The sequence below is a fragment of the Leyella stercorea genome, assembly GCF_021531355.1.
GTDB lineage: Bacteria > Bacteroidota > Bacteroidia > Bacteroidales > Bacteroidaceae > Prevotella.
The window spans coordinates 20,926-41,094 of the sequence record NZ_JADYTS010000002.1 but is presented as its reverse complement, the minus strand read 5'-3'; the positions used below and the strand labels follow the sequence as shown (position 1 = coordinate 41,094).

Below are 20,169 nucleotides of genomic sequence, written 5' to 3'. Positions count from 1 at the left end.
GCGTAGCCGAGAACAATTCAAAACTCAAAACTCAAAATTCAAAACTCAAATTAATGGCAATCAAGAAACGACCTATATCTCCTCGCCAAAAGATGATCAACCTGATGTATCTGGTGCTTATGGCGATGCTCGCATTGAACATTTCGACCGAAGTGCTCAACGGGTTCTCTATTGTCGAGGAGAGTCTGAACCGTACAACAGCCAACTCATCGAAGGAAAACGAGATGCTGTATGCCGACTTTGCCGACCAGATGAAGGCAAATCCGCAGAAGGTGAAGGAGTGGTTTGACAAGGCTACAGCAGTCAAGCGCATGAGCGACTCGCTATACAACTACGCACAGCAGCTCAAGATTGAAATCGTGCGCGAGGCTGACGGCAAGGAGGCCAACGTAGCCGACATCAAGAACAAGGACGACCTTGAGGCTGCAAGCCACGTGATGCTGGCACCCGGTACTGGTCATGGCGGACGACTGTTTCGCGCTATCAATTCGTTCCGCGAGCGCATACTCACTATGGTCACCGACCCTCATCAGCGCTCAATCATCGAGAGCAACCTCACCACCAAACTCCCAGCCAAAGCCCACACCATGGGCAAGAACTGGCAGGAGTATATGTTTGAGGACATGCCTGTAGCCGGTGCCGTGACGCTTCTGTCAAAGTTGCAGAGCGATGTGCGCTACGCCGAAGGCGAAGTGCTGCACTCACTCGTGTCGAATATCGACATGAAGGACATACGCGTAAACCGCCTCAGTGCCTTCGTCATTCCCGAATCGCGCACCGTAATCAGCGGCGACCAGTTTGCAGCACAGATAGTAATGGCAGCTGTCGACACCACCCAGCAACCCGAAATATACGTTGGCGGACGACGCATCAGCAACGGACTCTACCGATTCACAGCCAGTGGCGTGGGCGAGCATTCGTTTGGCGGATATATCACCATGCGCGACGGAGCCGGAAATACAATACGCCGCGACTTCACACAGAAGTATACCGTTGTGGCACCGAGCGCCACAGTCTCTGCCGACCTTATGAACGTGCTCTACGCAGGCTACGACAATCCTATCAGCGTGAGCATCCCAGGCGTACCGCTCAGCGCCGTGCAGGCTTCGATGTCGGGCGGCGCACTGCGCAGCATAGGCATGGGACGCTACATAGCACGCCCCACAACCGTAGGCAGCGACGTCACCATCAATGTGGCAAGCAACAACGACGGACGCTCACGACAGATGGGCAAGTTCACATTCCATGTGCGCAAGTTGCCCGATCCAGCAGCTTATATACAGATAGGTACCGACCGTTTCCGTGGCGGCTCTATGGCTAAGGCTTCGCTCATGGGCGCCAACGGCATCAAAGCTGCCATCGACGACGGAATACTCGACATTCAGTTCCGCGTGACGGGATTCGAAACCGTATTCTTCGACAATATGGGCAATGCCGTGCCAATGGCTTCCAACGGTGCCAACTTCACCGACCGACAGCGCGAGACATTCCGCAAGCTGTCGCGTGGCAAGCGCTTCTACATCTCGCGCATTACGGCTGTAGGTCCCGACGGCATCACACGCAAGCTCAACGGTGCGATGGAAGTTATCGTGAAATAGAAGAATGAATTATCGTAGATAAAGAAATAACAGTAAACAAAGCACAATGAAAAGACTACTCTCTATAATGTTCATTGCTCTGCTCTGCACCGATATGGTGTCGGCGCAGCCCGCTGCACGCCTGCGCGAACAGGCTCAGAAGAAACAGCAGCAGACACAGGGACTGAGTCTGCGCGCTCAGATTTCGTTCCCCACGCAGAAGGCGACAGACGAAGACGTAGCTTGGCGACGCGACATATATCGCGAGATCGACCTCACCAACGAGGCCAACGCCGGACTGTACTATCCCGTTGAGCCGATAGGCCAGCAGATGAACCTCTTCACCTACATCTTCAAGCTCGTGTTGCGACGCGCTGTACCAGCCTACGAGTATCGTCTCGACGGCAACGAAGTGTTTGACGAGGCTTCGAAGATAAACCTGAAGTCGTTTCTTGACAACTACCACATCTACTACGAGCGCACCGACCGTGGCACGCATATCGACGACAGCGACATTCCGTCGCGCGAGGTAACGGCTTATTACATCAAGGAGTCGACCTACTACGACGACCATAACGCCATGTTCCATACCAAGGTATTGGCTCTGTGTCCTATACTCAAGCGCGAAGACGACTTCGGCGATGCCGCCACAAGCTATCCGCTCTTCTGGGTGCGCTACGACGACCTGGCACCGTATCTTACCAAGCAGACCATCATGACGAGCAATCTCAACAATGCCGCTACGATGTCGATTGACGACTTCTTCACCAAGAACATGTATCGTGGCAAGATATACAAGACCACCAATATGCTCGGCAAGACCATTGCACAGTACTGCCCTACCGACTCGGCTGTTGCCAAGGAGCAACGCAAGATTGAGAAGCAACTGAAGGATGTGGAGCAGAGCGTATGGGGAAAGCCCGAACCTAAGGACTCGCTCGACAGCATTGCCCAACTGGACAAGAAGGCAGCCAAGAGCATAGCCAAGCGCAACCGTCGCGCCTCAGGAGGCAAGACCACCAAGGTGAAGACGTCGCGCCCGTCAAGAACCACATCGGTATCATCCGGTTCGGCAGCACGCGTCACCGTGCGACGCCAACGCCACTAATACACCTTATATATAATATACTACAACAACAATAATATATTATATAACAACAACAATAATAAAAAACTATTAGAGTATGAAAAGAATCTTTACATCGGCAGCCATTGCTATCGTAATGCTGCTCGCAGCCACAAGTGCTCAGGCACAGATCAAGTTCGGATTGAAGGGTGGTCTTAACGTCACAGACATGAGCCTCAGCAGAAAAGTATTTGATGCCGACAATCAGGCTGGCTTCTTCATTGGTCCTACCGTGAAGTTCACATTGCCTGTTATGGGTCTGGGCATCGATGCAGCAGCACTCTACGACCAGCGTCAGGCAAAGGTAAAGGGCGAAGTAGGCTACGAACAGATTTATATCGAAGAGCGTTCGCTTGACTCGAAATACATCAACATACCCATCAACCTACGCTATGGCATCGGACTGGGTTCGCTTGCCAGCCTCAACTTTTTTGCTGGTCCGCAGTTCGGATTCAATGTGGGCAGAAAGCACCAGGAACTTGCCGACCAGAAGACATGGAATCTTAAGTCATCTGCATTCAGTGTTAATGTAGGTGCAGGCTTTACTATAGCCAGCCACTTCGAGCTGTCTGCCAACTACAACATTGCTTGCGGACGCACTGGAGACGTAACCTTCTCAGAAGCCGTCGACAAGGTATTCAGCAAGGAACGCGGTCGTGCCAACGCATGGCAGATTGGACTGGCTTACTATTTCTAAATCTCAATATCGAAACTATTATCCATATGACAATAAAGAAACTTGCGGCTGCCGGCATCTGCATGATGCAGGCAGCCCTTGTCTTTTCACAGACAACATTCAATCCAGACGAACACCGTACAGTAACAACAAATCGCACTGACGGAAGGTTTATGAGCACTTATGGCGTAGCGCAATACATGCTCAAGCACACCAAGCCTACATGCGCATTCAATCCGACATTCAGCAAGAAGCAGTTTGCAGCATGGCAGAAGCGTGTGCGCGATGCCATAAACGACATAATGTGCCACCCCACACCATCCGTCAAACAGCCTCAACCCAAACGCCTTAGTTCAGAGCAGAAAGACGGCTACCGTCTGGAGAAGTGGGAATTCTATCCGCTTGAAGGCTGTGTAGCCACATTTGCAGTACTCATCCCCGACGGCATTAAGCAACCGTCGCCAGCTGTGCTGTGCATACCAGGTTCGGGAATGACAATGGACCACCTCACCGGCGAACGCCCTATAGCCAACAAGCGCAATGCCATGGCGCTCAATATGGCACGCCAAGGCTACATAGCCGTGGCTGTTGACAACGCCTGTGCCGGCGACGCTGCCGACCTTGAGCATATAGCAGGTACGGGCTACGACTACGATACGTCGTCACGCCTGCTGCTCGAAATGGGCTGGAGCTGGCTGGGCTACACATCCTATCTCGACAAGCAGGTGCTTGAATGGATGAAACAGCAGAAGATGATACGTCGCGACCGCATTGTGCTGAGCGGATTCTCATTGGGTACCGAGCCACTGATGGTGCTGGGCGTGATGGACCCGTCGATATACGCCTTTGTATACAACGACTTCCTGTGTCAGACACAGGAGCGTGCCATTGTGATGACAGCCCCCGACAAGCGAGGACGCCGCCCCTTCCCCAACTCCATTCGTCATCTCATACCGCGTTTCTGGCACTACTTCAACTTCCCAGACATAGTGGCATCGCTGGCTCCACGTCCTGTGATACTCACAGAGGGCGGACTCGACCGCGACTTCCAGCTCATACACCGGGCATACGAAATAAGCGGACATCCCGAGAATGTAGAGACTCACCACTATCCAAAGTTTGCCTCGCCAGACAAACGCAATCCCAACACAACACTGCCTGAGGGACTGACACGCGACGAATACTTCAATCTTGTCAACGTCGACCCGCCAAACCATTACTTCAAAACCGATCTTGTAATGCCGTGGCTTGAGCGTATACTGAAAGAATAAGATTGAGCGTATACTGAAAGAATAAGGAAAAAGCTACAAAAAAAGCGCCCTGAAAAGTCAAAAGCTATAGATGCTTCAGCCTTTTCAGGGCGCTTTAGTATTTATGAAATAAAGATTACTTCATCATTTCGTTGAACTCCTCAAGAGTAACCTCCTTGTTGTTCAATGAAACAGTTGACTTGAGAGCTGCAGCGAGCTTAACGTCGATAGCGCGCTCTACGAAGTTGTCAACAGCCTCACGCTTCTTCAGAAGCTCGTTAGCGTAGTTGTCAACGTACTCCTCAGGAACGTTTGACATACCGTACTGAGCGAACTGCATGCGAGCCATTTCCTTGGCAGCGTTCTTGATGTCAGCGTCCTCTACCTTGATGTCGTTAGCCTTAACAAGCTGCTCCTTGATGAGGTGCCACTCGAGCTGCTTGATGCTCTCAGCGTAGTTCTTCTCAACGAAGTCCTCACCCTTGTCCTTGTTGTTGGCAAGCATAATGCGCTTGAGCAGTGCGTCCGGCCAAGTGATTTCACCAACCTTCTGCTCGCAGTATGTGCGAACGTCGATCATGAACTTGTAGTCAGAGTTAGCTTCAAGCTGCGGTTGGAGGCTCTCAGCGATCTTAGCGCGGAATTCCTCTTCAGTCTTAACAGTACCCTTCTCGAATACCTGGTCGAAGAGCTCCTCGTTGAGGTCAGCCTTCTTGAAGCGCTGAATCTCTGTAATCTGGAAGCTGAAGTCAGACTCAAGGTTCTCTACAGCGTCCTTCTCAATCTTGAGGAGTGAAGAAACCTCGGCTGTGCCTTCCGGATAAGCCTTGCGCGGGTTGAATGTGATGATATCGCCGAGCTTAGCATCGTTGAAGAGGTTCTTCTGCTCCTCAACCTTGATGTATGAAGGCATGAGCACAGCAGCCTCTACAGTGATGCCACCCTCCTTGGTATTGCCCTCAGCGTCAAGCTCGCGGATGTCGCCCTTCAGCAGGTCGTTCTGAGCCGGGTCGTAAACCTCAGCCTTCTCGTACTTGCCAGCGCGGCCCTGGTACATCTCGATCTGCTCGTTGATGAGCTTGTCGTCAGCCTTGATTGTGTAGTAGTCAATCTTGTTGCGGCCGTCGAGAGTGATGTTGAGCTCAGGAGCAACAGCGATGTCGAACACGAATGTGTAAGGAGCCGGCTGCTCGATGTCAGCGGGAGTCTCCTGCTTGTCAGAAGGCATAGGCTCGCCGAGCATCTGGATATTGTTTTCCTGGATATATTTGTAGAGCTGCTCGCCTACAAACTTGTTAACTGCGTCGTAGCGCACTGAAGCACCAAACTGACGCTTGATAAGACCCATAGGAGCCTGACCCGGACGGAAACCGGGGATGTTGGCCTTCTTACGATAGTCCTTGAGAGTCTTCTCGACAGAGTCCTGGAAGTCTGCCTCTTCGACTGTGATAGTCAACAGACCATTCACTTTGTCGGGATTTTCAAATGAAATGTTCATTTTGTTCAGTCTAAAAATTATATTTGTTATTATTGTAGTTCACCCACGGAAGTGCAAAATTACTCATTATTAATGTAAAATCCGAATATATATGGTGAAAATTTGTTTTTTTACCATTTCTTACGCACAAAGTGACTTGTAAACAATAGGTTAAAAGAATACGTAACGTTGGCTAAACGGGTATTTTTCATTAACTTTGTGCGACATACTAAAGCAAATAAAAACAGATATGATAACCCGATGCTATCTTGAAATAACCAATGTCTGCAATCTCAATTGTGTGTTCTGCCCCAAGACATCACGAGCGAAACATACGCTGACGCTTGACGAATTCGACACACTCACCTCCCGACTCATGGGCGAGGTGAAATTTCTGTATTTCCATCTTATGGGCGAACCATTCCTCCATCCTCTGCTGCCGCAGTTCATTCTAATGGCACGTCAGAAGGGCTTCATCCCCATACTCACCACCAACGGCACCCTGCTGGCACAACGCACCGACCTGCTCGATGCCCTGCCCCACAAGATACAGATTTCGCTTCACTCGCACGAGGGCAACGCCAAGGAGAATCTGGAGCAATACATTGACGAGGTGATGGCGTTTGCCATGGAGTCAGCCCACCGCGGATGTATCATCGTGCTGCGCCTGTGGAACGAGGGCGGACACAACCGTATGAACCAAACCATCCTGAATCTGATAGCCGCTCATCAGCCACAGCCTTGGGTGGAACGCAACGACGGATGGCGTATAGCCGAGAATCTGTACGTCGAGAACGACAACATGTTCGAATGGCCCGACCTGCAACACGACCCCACAGCTGAAGACGAAGTTTTCTGCTACGCCCTGCGCAATCAGATTGGCGTGCTCGTAGACGGCACGGTAGTACCCTGCTGTCTCGACCACAACGGCGACATGCCTCTGGGCAACCTCTACGAGCACAGCCTCAACCAAATCCTCACGTCACCCCGCGCCAACGCCATCTACCAAGGTTTTACCAACCACACCGCCGTAGAACCGCTGTGCCAACGCTGCGGATACTCAGCCGTGTCGAAAAGATTCAGAAAGTAATTCAATAATGTTATTGAACCATAGCAAGTTCTGTAATGTTACCGATGTCTTCATTTTCCACCTCTCGCTTCAAGTCTCTTCTCCCTTCCAAGAGTTTCCGGGAAAGTATATTTTCCCCAGCCTTTCTCTCTCCAGTTCTTGTTGATGCGTTCGTCAAACCACCAGTCGTAGTGTTCACGCGAAATCATACGGATATCCCATGCGGCATGTACTTGTGCAGCTATCGAGACACCATACGCTTCTTTGAGGTCAATCATTTCTTCGAGAACGAGACTGTCACGATGCAAGGCTCCCATTTCTTCTATGAATGTCTGTTTGGGGAAGAGGAAGAAATTGGCGAACTTGTTGCACATCTTTTCCACGTTGCAGCCTTCAGAAAAACGCAGCAGCAGATGGGCCAGTTCGTGACATGCAGTGAAACGCAATCGTTCTACTGTAGTCTTTAGCGGATGCATGTCGAGGACTATCAAAGGATGACATCCGTCAATAAGAGTACTGAGTCCCCATATACCGACAGGCAGTGGCATGGAGACAATCTTTATGCCCTTTCGTTCTATGAGTCGAAGCACAGCCGGCAGAGGTCCAAAGCCACAGTTCCACACCTCACGCAAACGGTTGGCTGCCATGATAGCATCGTCGAGAGTAGAAACAGTAATGTGAGACATCGGATTGTAGAATTCAGGCATAACGTCTGCCTTCTCCTCCGTAAGCATATAGCGTTCTGCCAGGAAACACACCTTGGTTTCCAGCTCATACAACTCTTCCTCCGTCAGCAAGCCATCGCTACCCGAACGAAGCATAGGTACATCAACCGTTGTTGACGTACCATAGAAGTAGAACTCACTTACACCGAATGTGTCTGCAAAGATCTTCACCGTGGCTGGTTTAGGTTGCATCACACCTCGTTCGTAATTGAAAATGCTTTGTCGAGTGACTTGCAGTTTGGCTTTGTCCACCAATTGTCCAAGACTCAAACCTGACACCTTACGTGCCGCTCTTAATCGTATAGGAATAAACAATTTGTCCATTAGGCTTTTTATTTACAAAGGTAATAAATTATTGACACACGTAAATTAGAATGAATGTGATTAATATATATTTAACAAAAACAAGGCGTACAACCTGAATCTATAAGATTTCAGTTGTACGCCTTATTCGTATCTACGATTATTCGTCCTTGCCAACCTTCTTTGGTCCGCGCACACGTTCGTTCATGCGCAGTCCGCTCTTTATTTCGATGTTGAGTCCGTCGGACAGACCGGTCACTACCTTACGGCGCTCGTAGGTTTTGTCCTTGTCGGTGCCTTTGACAATGTAGACGAAGGTGTTGTCGCCTTCAAACTCGATGGCACTCTCGGGCACTGACATTACGTGGCGTGCCTCAGCAAGCACAATCTCGGCATTGGCACTATAGCCGCTGCGAATCTGCTCACCGCTGGTGGGGAGATTCACAGCGGCTTTTATTTCAAACTGGTTGGCACCGTTCTGGTCGGTTGCCTTCGGCGATATATACTCCAGTCGGGCGTCGAACTTAAGGTTCTGCAGCGCACCGATGGTTATCTTCATCGACATTCCTGTGTTGAGTCGTCCCACCTCTGTCTCGTCGATGTTGCCACGGAAGATGAGGTCGTTCATGTTGGCTACGGTTGCAATAGTGGTACCGTCGTTGAAGGTGTTTGAGAGAATCACCGAGTTGCCCACCTTAACTGGAACGTCAAGTATCAGTCCTGTCACCGTAGAGCGTATCAGCGTTGACGACTCCGAAGCATTGGAGCGTGACACACCGTCGCGCACCACCTCAAGATTGTCTTGTGCAGCAGCAACTTCCTCACGAGCCTGTCGCCAAACCTGGGCAATCTTGTCGTATTCGTCGGCAGAGACGAGTCCCTTGTCATACAAGGTCTTCTCGCGTTCGTAATCGGTGCGTGCCTGACGCTCGTTGATATTAGCCAATCGTACACGCGACTGAGCCGAACTGAGCTGTCCCATTTCCGGAATCACCTTCACCTTGGCTATCACCTCACCTACCGTTACGGTCTGTCCTGCCTCCTTCAGTATCTCGCTTATGATGCCCGAAATCTGCGGTTTGATATTCACCTCATTACGCGGTTCTATCTTTCCCGTGATAACGGTGGTCTTGCGTATGTCCATCTGCTTAGGCACAAACTCGTCGTACACCACCGGTTGCGGACGCGACTTGATATAAAGGAACACAAACGTTCCGACAAAGACAATGGCCACAAGAGCCAATAAGACAATCTTGAAATATCTTTTCATTACAATTATATTTAATTCAAAATTCAACATTCCTCATTCCACACTCAACACTCCACATTCAACATTCAACATTCCGGCTCCGCCGGCTACTCATCTCGCATAGCATCTACAGGTTTAATGTGCATAGCACGCAGCGCAGGAGCCAAACCAGCAAGCATACCGAGCACCGACAGCAGCACCACAGCCCCTATTGCTGTCCAGAAGTCTATTTGGAAATGAGCCGACGTTATGCCGTCTGTAGTATTTGCCATCTCAAGCCCTTGCAGCACGAGCACCACAAAGAGGATGCCGCTCATACCAGCCACCGAAGTAAGCAGAATACTCTCCTGCATGATTTGCGACAGAATATCGCGTGGCGTGGCTCCTATGGCACGACGTATGCCTATCTCCACCGTTCGTTCGCGCACAGTCACCATCATGATGTTCGACACACCGATAGCACCAGCCAGTAGCGTACCGATGCCCACAAGCCATATCAGCATGTTGATGCCCCGGAACATATTGTCCACCATCGAGAACATCATCTCCGTATTGAACACCATCACGCCCTTCTCGTCCTTCGGACTGACATCGTGAGCCTTAGCCACAACCATACGCATACGGTCGGTTATGTCGCTCATAGTCACTCCCGGCTTACCCGTCACACACAGCATATCGATGCTTTCGCCACGATTGTATATCTGTTGCACAAGCGAGAGGGGCATGAACACCGCCTGCTGATCGTTACCGTTGATGTTCATATTGCCGTCGGCATAGTTTACGCCAACAATACTGAAGTATACCGAGTCGATGCGTATCACGTCGCCACACGGATTGCCACCCTTCGGAAATAGGTTCTTGTACACCTCCTTGCCAAGCACGCACACCTTGCGACACTGCTGGATATCCATTTGGTTGATGTATCTGCCATAGCGCATCTTAGGTTCTGCTACACGCTGCATATCCGGCAACACACCCTTAACTACTCCACTTGACGAGTATTCGTCGTGCGTAACAGTTGTGCCCCATCGTGTAATGGTAGGCGTAACCACATCGAGTTCGGGTATGTGAGCACGCAGTCGCTGCACGTCTGCCTGCGTCATATACCACTGACGTCCCTTGCGGAATCCGTGATAAGGCTTGGTGGTAGGCTGCGCCCATACAATGGCTGAGTTGGTGGCAAAACCCGCAAGGTTGTTGTTGAGCAACTCCTTCAGTCCGTCGCCCCCGCCTATCAGTCCCACGAGCATGAACACGCCCCAGAACACACCGAATCCCGTAAGAAACGTGCGCGACTTGTTGCGCGACAGTACGTCGAGTATTTCGGTAAGAGTGTCAGTATCCAAAAGCCTCACCCCCTTACCCCTCCCCCGTAGGGAGGGGAGTGGTATGTGACGATGAACTATATGTATAGCCTTTAAAACTAACCTTTTCATTTTATAATTATTTTATTTATATCTTTACCGATACAAAGCACATCACTCCCCTCCCTACGGGGGAGGGGTTGGGGGTGGGGCCTTTACTCCGCCCTCAACGCTTCAATCGGTCTAATCTTTGCAGCCTTGCGTGCCGGTATGAGTCCTGCTATTGTTCCCGCTACAATCATCAGCACCGTGGCTTGCACACACGTGGCTATGCTTACGGTCGGGTCTACGAAAATCTGGGCAGAGAACAATCCGTTGTCCACTTTGGTCTGTCCTATAGTGGCGTTCATATATTGTGTCGCTGCTATGCCGAGCACCATACCTATATATCCGAAGAAGGTTGTGATGACGATGCTCTCCACGATGATGAGCCTCAGTATCGACCAAGGCGAGGCACCGATGGCTTTGCGTATGCCAAACTCACGTGTTCGCTCACGTACGGTGATAAGCATGATGTTCGACACGCCTACTATGCCCGACAGCAGCGTGAATAGTCCCACTATCCACAGCGCAGTGCTAATCAGTCCTGTAGCAGTGTTGAGCTGCAAGTCCTGCGTGAATCGGTTCCATATCCATATGGTGCGCTCGTCGTCGGTAGCGGCACGGTGCTGGCGGTTGATACGTGCACGATAAGCTTTCTCAAACGCCTCGTTTTCAGCCTCAGTCTTTAGTCCGTGAAACGAGAATACGATGTTGCCCGTCTTGTCACCACTATTATATATAGAGCGGAATGTGGTGAACGGTATGAATGCGTCGTTGCTCACACGACTTTGGTCGCTGTCATATATGCCCACAACCTTAAACGCCATGTCCGATGCCTTTATCATGCGTCCGTTTAGATTGAGCGGAGCCTCGGGCATGAGTTCCTTGGCAATGTTGAGCGACAGCACTATCGACTTGCGTCGCTCGTTGAGGTCGATGGGGTTGATGAATCGTCCTACAAGCAAGTCGCGCTTGTTTATGTCGATATCGTTGGGATACACTCCACTCACATTGATGTCTGTAGTATAATTGTCAGCATATACCAGTGTCTGTCCTCCCTTGTCGAGTTCGGCTCCAACATCGTCGACATTGGCAGCAAATCCATCGCGCGTCAAGTCCAGATCCTTGTCGTTCAATTCAATGCTTCGTCCCTTGCCGAGTCCGTCGTGAGGCTTCGACGTTTCGCCTCCAAAGATAGTCATCGAATTGGTGAGCACCTTCATGCGATTGCCCATTATGCCGTGAATGAGTCCGTTGCCGGCTCCGAGTAGCACAATAAGTATGAAGATGCCCCACGCCACAGAGAATCCGGTTAGCGCCGTGCGCAACCGGTTGTGGGTTATAGTGGTCCATATCTCTTTGAAAATGTCGTGCATTATCGAATTAGGAATTTTGAGTTTTGAATTTTGAATTGGTTGCCTACGGCAATTTTGAATTTTTGAATTTTGAATTAGACAGCTTTGTATTTTCAAATTCTGAAATTCCAAATCGCAGGCGAAGCCGAGAACAATTCAAAATTCAAAACTCCTAATTCAACATTCATGAAATAGTGGCGCGCCACTATTTCATTATTCCATTGATGCCAAACGGACTGGCTTTGTGGTCGAGGTTCTCCTCAATGCTTCCGATGAGTCCGTCCTTTATATGTACTATCTTGTTGGTCTCGTTAGCCACACCGCTCTCGTGTGTCACGACAATGGTGGTGACTCCCTCCTCAGCGTTGAGCTGCTTGAGTAGAGCCATCACCTCAACGCTCGTCTTTGAGTCCAAGGCTCCCGTTGGTTCGTCAGCCAGGATTATTTGTGGTTTGGTGATTAGTGCACGTGCTATGGCTACACGCTGCTTCTGTCCGCCCGACATCTCGTTGGGATAGTGGTCAGCCCATTGCGTCAGCCCCAGACGTTCGAGATATTCCATGGCGAGACGGTGGCGTGTGCGACGGTTGACACCTTGATAATATAGTGGCAGTTCGACGTTCTCCACAGCAGTCTTGAACCCTATAAGATTGAACGATTGGAAAATGAAGCCAATCATACGGTTGCGATATTCAGCGGCACGTGTCTCCGAGAGGTCCTTGATGAGCGTGCCTGCCAGACGGTATTCTCCCGAATCATAATTGTCGAGAATACCAAGAATGTTTAGCAATGTCGACTTGCCCGAGCCCGACGCACCCATTATGGATACGAACTCGCCATCGGCAATGTCGAGATTTATTCCTTTCAGCACGTGCAACGGCTGTGCACCCTGATAGGTCTTGTTGATGTCTTGTAAGTGAATCATATTGCTTGTTTGACTGCAAATGTAATAAAAAAGTTGCAAGCAATATCTTTTTTTAGTTGAAAGTTGAGAGTTGAGAGTTATGATTACCTTTAAAGCTTGATATTTAAACCAAAACATTTACCATAAAGCATTAGCTGCAAAACATATCATAACTCTCAACTTTCAACTCTCAACTCTCAATTCTCAACTCTCAACTCTCAATTCTCAACTCTCAACTAACTTCTACGACTTCCATCGCCATGTCTTTGTCAGTTTGCGCCCGAGTTTTCCGAGCACCATTGTCACCTTGTGTGGCGACAGATCCTTGCCGCAGATGATAAGCAATACGGCAGTAAGGATGAGGATGATGCCCAGTGCGAGGCGCGACGTGAAGTACTCGCCAAAGCACAGAACACCAATGGCTACTGCCGTCATCGGCTCCAGCGCACCCATGATGGCAGTCGGGGTAGAACCGATGTCGTGCACAGCCACCACCATCAATACAAGCGAGAGCACCGTTGGCAGCAGCGCAAGCTGTGTGGCGTAAAACCACTGGCGCGGAGTGTCAATCAGCTGTACCGTCTCGCCCATGGCAAAGGTGTAGCACAATATAGTACACAGGCCGAACACCAGAGTGTAGAACGTCAGCTTGACCGACGACATACGCAGCGACGACTTGTTGACAACGACTATATACACAGCATATGTCAGCGACGAAATCATCACGAGCGTCACACCCAGCGTGCTGAGCGAGGCTCCTCCCTCAGTATGATTGAGCAGTGCAATGCCTCCGAGCGACAGCACTATGGCGAGGACAGTGGCTGCCGTCACCTTCTCCTTGAACAGGGCAGCCATGATTATAGCCACCATTACGGGATAGACAAACAGCAGTGTCGACGCGATGCCCACATCCATGTGGTTGAAACTGATGTATAGCGACGACGACGACGAACCCATAAGTATGCCCAACGCTACGAGCGTGATAAGTTCACGGCGTGTCAGGGCAAACGACTTGCGCTGCACCAGCATCATCACAGCCAGCATGAGCGCCGCTATTCCAAAACGATAGAACAGTGTGGAGTTGGCTGTGATGCCGTCGGCATATAGATTCATGGCACCAAGTGGATTGGTGCCATAGAATACCGCAGCGGCAACTCCGCATATAGTACCTCTTAATTTAGGATTCATATCTATTGCTTAGATCGCCTCCGTCTTTAAGCGTAGCCACTCGCGCTCATCTTCGTTGAGCAGCGGCGACAGGCGTTCGTACACCATCTGATGATAAGCATTCAGTACCGAACGTTCTTCGGCACTGAGCATGTCTACAACAATCGGGGTGGTGTCGATAGGACAGAGTGTGAGAGGCTCGAAACGCACGAAGCGGCCGAATTCTGTAGTGATGTAAGGCACTACGAGCAGCACGTTCTCAATGCGCACGCCGAAACGGTCGGCAAGATACAGACCGGGCTCGTCCGTTACGGTCATACCCTCCACCATCGGTGTGCCACGATACTCCTGACGTATCTGGTGAGGGCCTTCGTGTACACTGAGGTATGAGCCAACGCCGTGACCTGTGCCATGCATATAGTTCATTCCTTCGCGCCACATAGCCGAACGTGCTATGGCGTCGAGCTGAGTGCCAGCCGCTCCACGTGGGAAGCAGAGGTTCTCCAGCGACAAGTGTCCCTTCAGCACGAGCGTATACACACGACGATGCAGGTCGCTCACGGGTCCGAGCTGTATGGTACGTGTTATGTCTGTTGTGCCGTCGGTATACTGTGCGCCGCTGTCGAGCAGCAGGAATCCTTCGGGCTTCAACGGTATGTCGCTCTCTGGAGTCGGCTCGTAGTGTACAATGGCACCATGCTTCTCATATCCTGCAATAGTGTCAAACGAGTTGTCGCGATACAACGGTTGCTCAGCACGCAGCTGGCGCAGCTTCTCGCTTACCGACAGCTCGGTCTCGTTGCCCCGCGGCACAGCCTGCTCCAGCCATTTCAGGAAGCGTACCATTGCCACACCGTCGCGCAGCATGGCTCGGCGATAGCCCTCACACTCTGCTTCGCTCTTCACAGCCTTCATGGCTGGAACGGGCGACGGAGCGCTCACCACGCGGTAATTGCCACGCACCTGCGAGAGAGTATAGTTGACTGTAGCAGGGTCGATGAGCAGCGTGTATCCGCCGTAAGCCTTCAGTCCCTCTATTATGTCATCGTATTCGGCAACGTCCACGTTCTGCTCCTTGAGATAAGCCACCACCTCAGGCGTCAGCTTTTCACCTTTTATATATAAGGTGGCTGAATCCTCGGCAATGATGAGCCACGACACGAACACCGGTGTGCAGTGTACGTCGGTGCAACGCAGGTTGAGTGTCCATGCAATGTCGTCGAGCTGTGTCAGCAACATGCCCGATGCACCCTGGCGCAGCAGTTTGTGGCGTATGCGGTCGAGCTTGTCCGAGCAAGCCTCGCCGGCATATTCCAAAGGCTGAATGTTCACCTTGTCCGACGGCACCGACGGACGGTCGGTCCACACACGCTCCAGAATGTCGAGATTGGTGCGCATTGTCAGTCCGCCCAGCAGCTTCAGTTCGGCCTTCATGTCCTCCACTTCCGAAAGAGCCATACACATACCGTCTACACCCACCTCAGTAGAGTCGCCGTCCTTAGACTGCTGCGCTATCCACTCGGGAATAGTAGGAGTGTCGTCCAGACGCTCGCGCATCAGCTGAAACTCCGTGCCGGCGAGTTGCTGCTCGGCAGCGATGAAATAGCGTGAGTCGGTCCACAGCGCAGCCGAATGCAGTGTCACAACAGCCGTACCAGCCGAACCGTCAAACCCTGATATCCACTTACGTCCCTCCCAGCGCGATGGAACATACTCGCTCATGTGCGGGTCGGAACTCGGGAAGATAAATGCCGAGAGATGCTCACGGCGCATCTCCTCGCGTAGCGCTTCCAGGCGCGACGCAATAATCTTTGTGTCTGTCATATTTGATTTGTTTTTAATCATTAATTGCAACATTATTTGAAATAGGTCAATACATACGCCCTTGTCAACTCGTCAACACATCAACTCGTCAACATTTTCGTGTAAAGTTAGGCAGTTTTAGGCAAACAAACAAATTTCGAGAGGCAAAAACCTATAAAAAAGAACAGACAAGCCACATCGCAAAATTTTAAGAATAAACAACACTTAAAAGAGGGCATAATAGTTTGTTTGTTTCAAAAAAATTGTATCTTTGCACTTACAAAAAAAGGAGAAATACATATTTATATAACACAATAATAAAAACGTAATTTATTATGGCATTTTTAAGTAACGAAAAACTCTTGATCGTCGGTGCCGGCGGTATGATTGGTTCTAACATGGTACAGAGCGCTCTTATGCTCGGTCTCACTCCTAACATCTGTCTTTATGATATCTATGAGCCGGGTGTACACGGTGTATTCGACGAGATGCAGCAGTGCGCATTCCCTGGTGCTAACCTCTCTTACACAGTTGATCCTAAGGAGGCTTTCACAGGCGCTAAGTATATCATCTCTTCAGGCGGTGCTCCTCGTAAGGACGGCATGACTCGTGAGGATCTTCTCAAGGGCAACTGCAAGATCGCTGCTGAGTTCGGTGACAACATCAAGAAGTACTGCCCGGACGTAGAGCACGTAGTTGTTATCTTCAACCCGGCTGACGTTACAGCCCTCACAGCTCTTATCCACTCAGGTTTGAAGCCAAACCAGCTCACATCACTCGCTGCTCTTGACTCTACACGTCTGCAGCAGGCTCTCGCCCTCGAGTTCGGCGTACAGCAGGACAAGGTAACTGGCGCTCACACATACGGTGGCCACGGCGAGCAGATGGCTGTATTCGCTTCACAGGTTAAGGTTGACGGCAAGCCTCTCTCTGAGATGGGTCTCAGCGACGAGCGTTGGGAGGAGATCAAGCACCACACCGTACAGGGTGGCTCTAACATTATCAAGCTCCGTGGCCGCTCTTCATTCCAGAGCCCGGCTTACAACGCTGTTAAGATGATCGAGGCTGCTATGGGTGGCGAGAAGTTCACATTGCCAGCAGGTTGCTACGTTAACTGCGACAAGTGCGGCTTCAAGAACGTTATGATGGCTATGCCTTCTACAATCGACAAGACTGGCGTTCACTTCACAGAGCCTGCAGGCACTGAGGAGGAGATGGCAAGCCTCGCTAAGTCTTACGAGCACCTCTGCAAGATGCGCGACGAAATCGTAGAGCTTGGCATCGTACCGGCTGTTGAGAAGTGGAACGAGCTCAACCCGAACCTCTAATCAAACAAGGCAGAGACAACATTATCTCTAAATAATTATAGGAGCCGAACCTCAGCCGGGGTTCGGCTCCTTTTTTATGTATAATAACTTTACTACTTAAACAAATGAAAATCCTGACTACCCTTATCGCATTGGCGCTCAGCGTGGCGTCGTTTGCATCCACACCCCACAAATATCGCCTCGTATGGCAAGACCACTTCAACGGCAAGACATTCGACAGCCGCTCGTGGACCAAGATTCCTCGCAGTGCCGGTGCCGACTGGAAACGATACATGTCGCCTGCCGACTCGCTCTATGCTGTGCGCGACGGCAAACTCATACTGCGTGGCGCAGTCAACACCAATCACGAAGCCGATACAGCACAATTTGTCACTGGCGGACTCTACACCAAACACAAGCGCACCGTCAAGTACGGCAAGGTAGAGGTGAGAGCCAAGCTCGGCAGCGCACAGGGAGCATGGCCTGCTATATGGATGATGCCCGACGAGGACATTCAGTGGCCTCACGGAGGCGAAATAGACATCATGGAGCATCTCAATCACGACAACATTGCCTATCAGACCATACACACCAACTACACCTACAACCTCAAACTACAGGACACACCGCCTCACGGCAAGACCCACTCTATCGACCGCGACGGATACAACACATACGGCGTAGAACTGTTGCCCGACTCAATAGTGTTCTCAGTCAACGGCGACCGCTACTTCGCCTACCCTCGCATACAGACCGACAAGGAAGGACAGTTTCCATTCAATCGTCCGTTCTACCTGCTCATAGATATGCAGATAGAAGGCTCATGGGTTGGCAAAGCCGACCACAAGCAATTGCCCGTTGAAATGGAAATTGACTGGGTGAAGTTCTATGAACTGAAAGAATAAAGGAATAATTGAATAAATAAAAACAATAAAAATCGGCAAGCCGCGACCTATACAAGGTCTGGCTTGCCGATTTTCATTCATTACTTACTATATATTTACTAAACTAACGCTTCAAGTTCGGGTTGCGCTCTACCTCTGTTGGAGGATAGATGTGGTAAACCGAGTTTTCACCCTTCCAAGCACCAGTCACCTGCATGTTCTCCGGAAGAACGAGGTCTTCCTTCAGAGTATATTCAAACGGCTCACCCTTGGCAGTCTGGCTGTGTGTAACAGTACCAGCAGGAACGAGAACATCGCTCTGAGGACCAACACGATAGTTGAATACATCCTGCAGACGCTCCATACGGAACTCGTCTTCACGGCATGTAACCATACCAAGAACGTTGCCTGCAACCTCATATCTGTGCTCGTTGTAAGCAGCCTCAGCAAGCTGGTCGTTTGACATACCGTCGATAGCAGATACAGCAGCAGGGTCGCTGTATGCACGTGAACGAATCTGCTTCAAGGCTTCCTTAGCCTCATTGATATACTTGCCAGAGCGAGCAGCCGACTCAGCAAACCAGCAGAGCACCTCTGCGTAGCGGATGAGCTGGTGGCGCTTGCCAAGAGTCATACCAGCATAGAGAGGCTTTGTGCAGTCGAAATCAATCTTGAGCGGCGAACCCTTTTCGTCACAGTTTACAGAGAAGCCTGTGAACATCGGACGGTAGTCAGAGAATACGGCATTGGTCTTGTCCTTTCCGTCTTCGCCCTTAACCTTGTAATAAGGCTTACCATCCATAGTAGCCCACCAGTCTACGTTGTTGCCTTCACCAGTGAGGAATGTCTTAGCATAAACGGCATCCTTACGAGGTCCTTCCGGATACTTCGACCAGAAATAGCGCTCGGCGAGGAAGTCACCCCAACCGCCCCATGGCAATGAACTGGGAACATGGCAGCAAGTCAGCTGTGAGTCGTCCCAACCCCAGCTACCGGTGTTGGCATTGTAGTAGATGCCGAGGATACACTCGTTGTGGTTGTCGTTGCCATAGCTATATACGCTGTTCCAGTTAGGAAGCAGAGTCTGTACGTTGCGTACCTTTACAGCATCAACAACTTCCTTAGCCTTGTCAGCAGCAAGTGCGTAGTATTCGCTCTTCTTGAGAGGATAGCCTGCCATTGACATGTATACCGAAGCGAGCATTGACTTGACAGCCTGTGCCGAAACGTATACGTTAGCATCGCCAAGATGCTTAGGCGCACTCGAATATGTCTCTGGCAAGTTGCAAGCCTCAGCAGCCTGCAAGCTCTTTACGATATAGTTGTAAAGTTCCTCTACTGATGCGCAAGGAATCTCGTCTGTATTGTTCTTAAGGTCAACTGAGATAACCTCCTCTGGCGATATAGGTACAGGACCCCATGTGCGTACAAGTCCGTAGTAAGCGTATGCACGCCAGAAGTAAGCCTGTCCAAGCTGCTCGCCCAGTTCAGACATATCAGCCTTCATAAACTTGGCGCAGTCGAGAACGTAGTTCGAAGCCTTGATGATATTGTAGTACCAGCTCCAAAGATCGTTAACACCCTTCAAATCAGTCGGAGCCTCAAAAGCGTCAGCCGAGAGATAAGCAGCTTTGTTTGTACCAGTTGTCGATGTCACGTCGTCACCCATACACTGAACAATCATAGTGTTAGAGTTGCACTGGAAGCCCTGAACGTTTGAATACAATGAGTTTACAGCAAGGTCGAGGTCGGCCTTTGTCTTGAACAGTGTCTCATTGGTCAACTGTCCTTTTGGGTCCTCTGTAAGGAAGTCGCTACATGATGTTGTCAGCAACATTGAAGCTGCGAGGAGGCAGCCCGGTAATATATTAATTTTCATGACTAATGTTTC

The 20,169-nt window shown here is 50.5% G+C and carries 16 protein-coding genes; 7 read left to right on the top strand and 9 right to left on the bottom strand.

Annotated elements, in window-relative coordinates; all coding sequences use genetic code 11:
• Positions 1 to 53 precede the first annotated feature (53 nt).
• The 4 genes from porM (at position 54) to I6E38_RS00915 (ending at position 4,650) form a co-directional block, all read left to right on the top strand.
• Positions 54 to 1,598, top strand: coding sequence for a type IX secretion system motor protein PorM/GldM (porM, locus tag I6E38_RS00930; RefSeq protein WP_235392219.1), 1,545 nt, complete (start codon positions 54 to 56; stop codon positions 1,596 to 1,598).
• Between the two features lie 46 nt (positions 1,599 to 1,644).
• Complete coding sequence (porN, locus tag I6E38_RS00925) at positions 1,645 to 2,685, top strand: type IX secretion system ring subunit PorN/GldN (protein WP_235392218.1); 1,041 nt, start codon at positions 1,645 to 1,647, stop codon at positions 2,683 to 2,685.
• A 76-nt stretch (positions 2,686 to 2,761) separates the two neighbouring features.
• The gene (locus I6E38_RS00920) at positions 2,762 to 3,400 is read left to right on the top strand and encodes a porin family protein (protein ID WP_235392217.1); all 639 of its coding nucleotides are present in this window, start codon (positions 2,762 to 2,764) and stop codon (positions 3,398 to 3,400) included.
• A gap of 26 nt (positions 3,401 to 3,426) precedes the next feature.
• Complete coding sequence (locus I6E38_RS00915; protein ID WP_407936631.1) at positions 3,427 to 4,650, top strand: alpha/beta hydrolase family protein; 1,224 nt, start codon at positions 3,427 to 3,429, stop codon at positions 4,648 to 4,650.
• 115 nt (positions 4,651 to 4,765) lie between these two features.
• Here I6E38_RS00915 and tig read toward each other — a convergent pair whose 3' ends face one another.
• On the bottom strand, positions 4,766 to 6,127 hold the full coding sequence (tig, locus tag I6E38_RS00910; protein WP_235392216.1) for a trigger factor: 1,362 nt from the start codon (positions 6,125 to 6,127) through the stop codon (positions 4,766 to 4,768).
• A gap of 229 nt (positions 6,128 to 6,356) precedes the next feature.
• Between tig and I6E38_RS00905 the strand changes: the two genes are divergently transcribed.
• On the top strand, positions 6,357 to 7,196 hold the full coding sequence (locus tag I6E38_RS00905; protein ID WP_235392215.1) for a radical SAM/SPASM domain-containing protein: 840 nt from the start codon (positions 6,357 to 6,359) through the stop codon (positions 7,194 to 7,196).
• Positions 7,197 to 7,246: 50 nt separating this feature from the next.
• Here I6E38_RS00905 and I6E38_RS00900 read toward each other — a convergent pair whose 3' ends face one another.
• The 7 genes from I6E38_RS00900 to I6E38_RS00870 all read right to left on the bottom strand — a co-directional run bounded on the left by I6E38_RS00900 (position 7,247) and on the right by I6E38_RS00870 (position 16,108).
• Complete coding sequence (locus I6E38_RS00900) at positions 7,247 to 8,224, bottom strand: ImmA/IrrE family metallo-endopeptidase (protein WP_235392214.1); 978 nt, start codon at positions 8,222 to 8,224, stop codon at positions 7,247 to 7,249.
• Positions 8,225 to 8,363: 139 nt separating this feature from the next.
• Positions 8,364 to 9,473: an efflux RND transporter periplasmic adaptor subunit gene (locus tag I6E38_RS00895; protein ID WP_235392213.1), complete on the bottom strand. Its 1,110-nt coding sequence runs from the start codon at positions 9,471 to 9,473 to the stop codon at positions 8,364 to 8,366.
• 86 nt (positions 9,474 to 9,559) lie between these two features.
• On the bottom strand, positions 9,560 to 10,798 hold the full coding sequence (locus tag I6E38_RS00890) for an ABC transporter permease (protein WP_262912297.1): 1,239 nt from the start codon (positions 10,796 to 10,798) through the stop codon (positions 9,560 to 9,562).
• Between the two features lie 173 nt (positions 10,799 to 10,971).
• On the bottom strand, positions 10,972 to 12,234 hold the full coding sequence (locus I6E38_RS00885) for an ABC transporter permease (protein ID WP_235392211.1): 1,263 nt from the start codon (positions 12,232 to 12,234) through the stop codon (positions 10,972 to 10,974).
• 184 nt (positions 12,235 to 12,418) lie between these two features.
• Positions 12,419 to 13,138 carry an ABC transporter ATP-binding protein gene (locus I6E38_RS00880; protein WP_235392210.1) on the bottom strand — a complete coding sequence of 240 codons (720 nt, stop codon included), beginning with the start codon at positions 13,136 to 13,138 and terminating at the stop codon, positions 12,419 to 12,421.
• Positions 13,139 to 13,360: 222 nt separating this feature from the next.
• Complete coding sequence (locus tag I6E38_RS00875; protein ID WP_235392209.1) at positions 13,361 to 14,305, bottom strand: DMT family transporter; 945 nt, start codon at positions 14,303 to 14,305, stop codon at positions 13,361 to 13,363.
• Positions 14,306 to 14,314: 9 nt separating this feature from the next.
• Positions 14,315 to 16,108, bottom strand: coding sequence for an aminopeptidase P family protein (locus I6E38_RS00870; protein WP_235392208.1), 1,794 nt, complete (start codon positions 16,106 to 16,108; stop codon positions 14,315 to 14,317).
• 314 nt (positions 16,109 to 16,422) lie between these two features.
• On the opposite strand from I6E38_RS00870, the gene I6E38_RS00865 reads away from it, so the two are divergent.
• Both I6E38_RS00865 and I6E38_RS00860 read left to right on the top strand, forming a co-directional pair.
• Positions 16,423 to 17,415 (top strand): malate dehydrogenase, encoded by a 993-nt coding sequence (locus I6E38_RS00865; RefSeq protein WP_106811407.1) that lies wholly within the window; start codon positions 16,423 to 16,425, stop codon positions 17,413 to 17,415.
• Positions 17,416 to 17,519: 104 nt separating this feature from the next.
• Positions 17,520 to 18,299 (top strand): glycoside hydrolase family 16 protein, encoded by a 780-nt coding sequence (locus I6E38_RS00860; RefSeq protein WP_235392207.1) that lies wholly within the window; start codon positions 17,520 to 17,522, stop codon positions 18,297 to 18,299.
• 103 nt (positions 18,300 to 18,402) lie between these two features.
• Here the strand turns inward: I6E38_RS00860 and I6E38_RS00855 are convergent, their stop codons facing one another.
• Positions 18,403 to 20,157 (bottom strand): RagB/SusD family nutrient uptake outer membrane protein, encoded by a 1,755-nt coding sequence (locus I6E38_RS00855; protein WP_235392206.1) that lies wholly within the window; start codon positions 20,155 to 20,157, stop codon positions 18,403 to 18,405.
• Between the last annotated feature and the right edge of the window lie 12 nt (positions 20,158 to 20,169).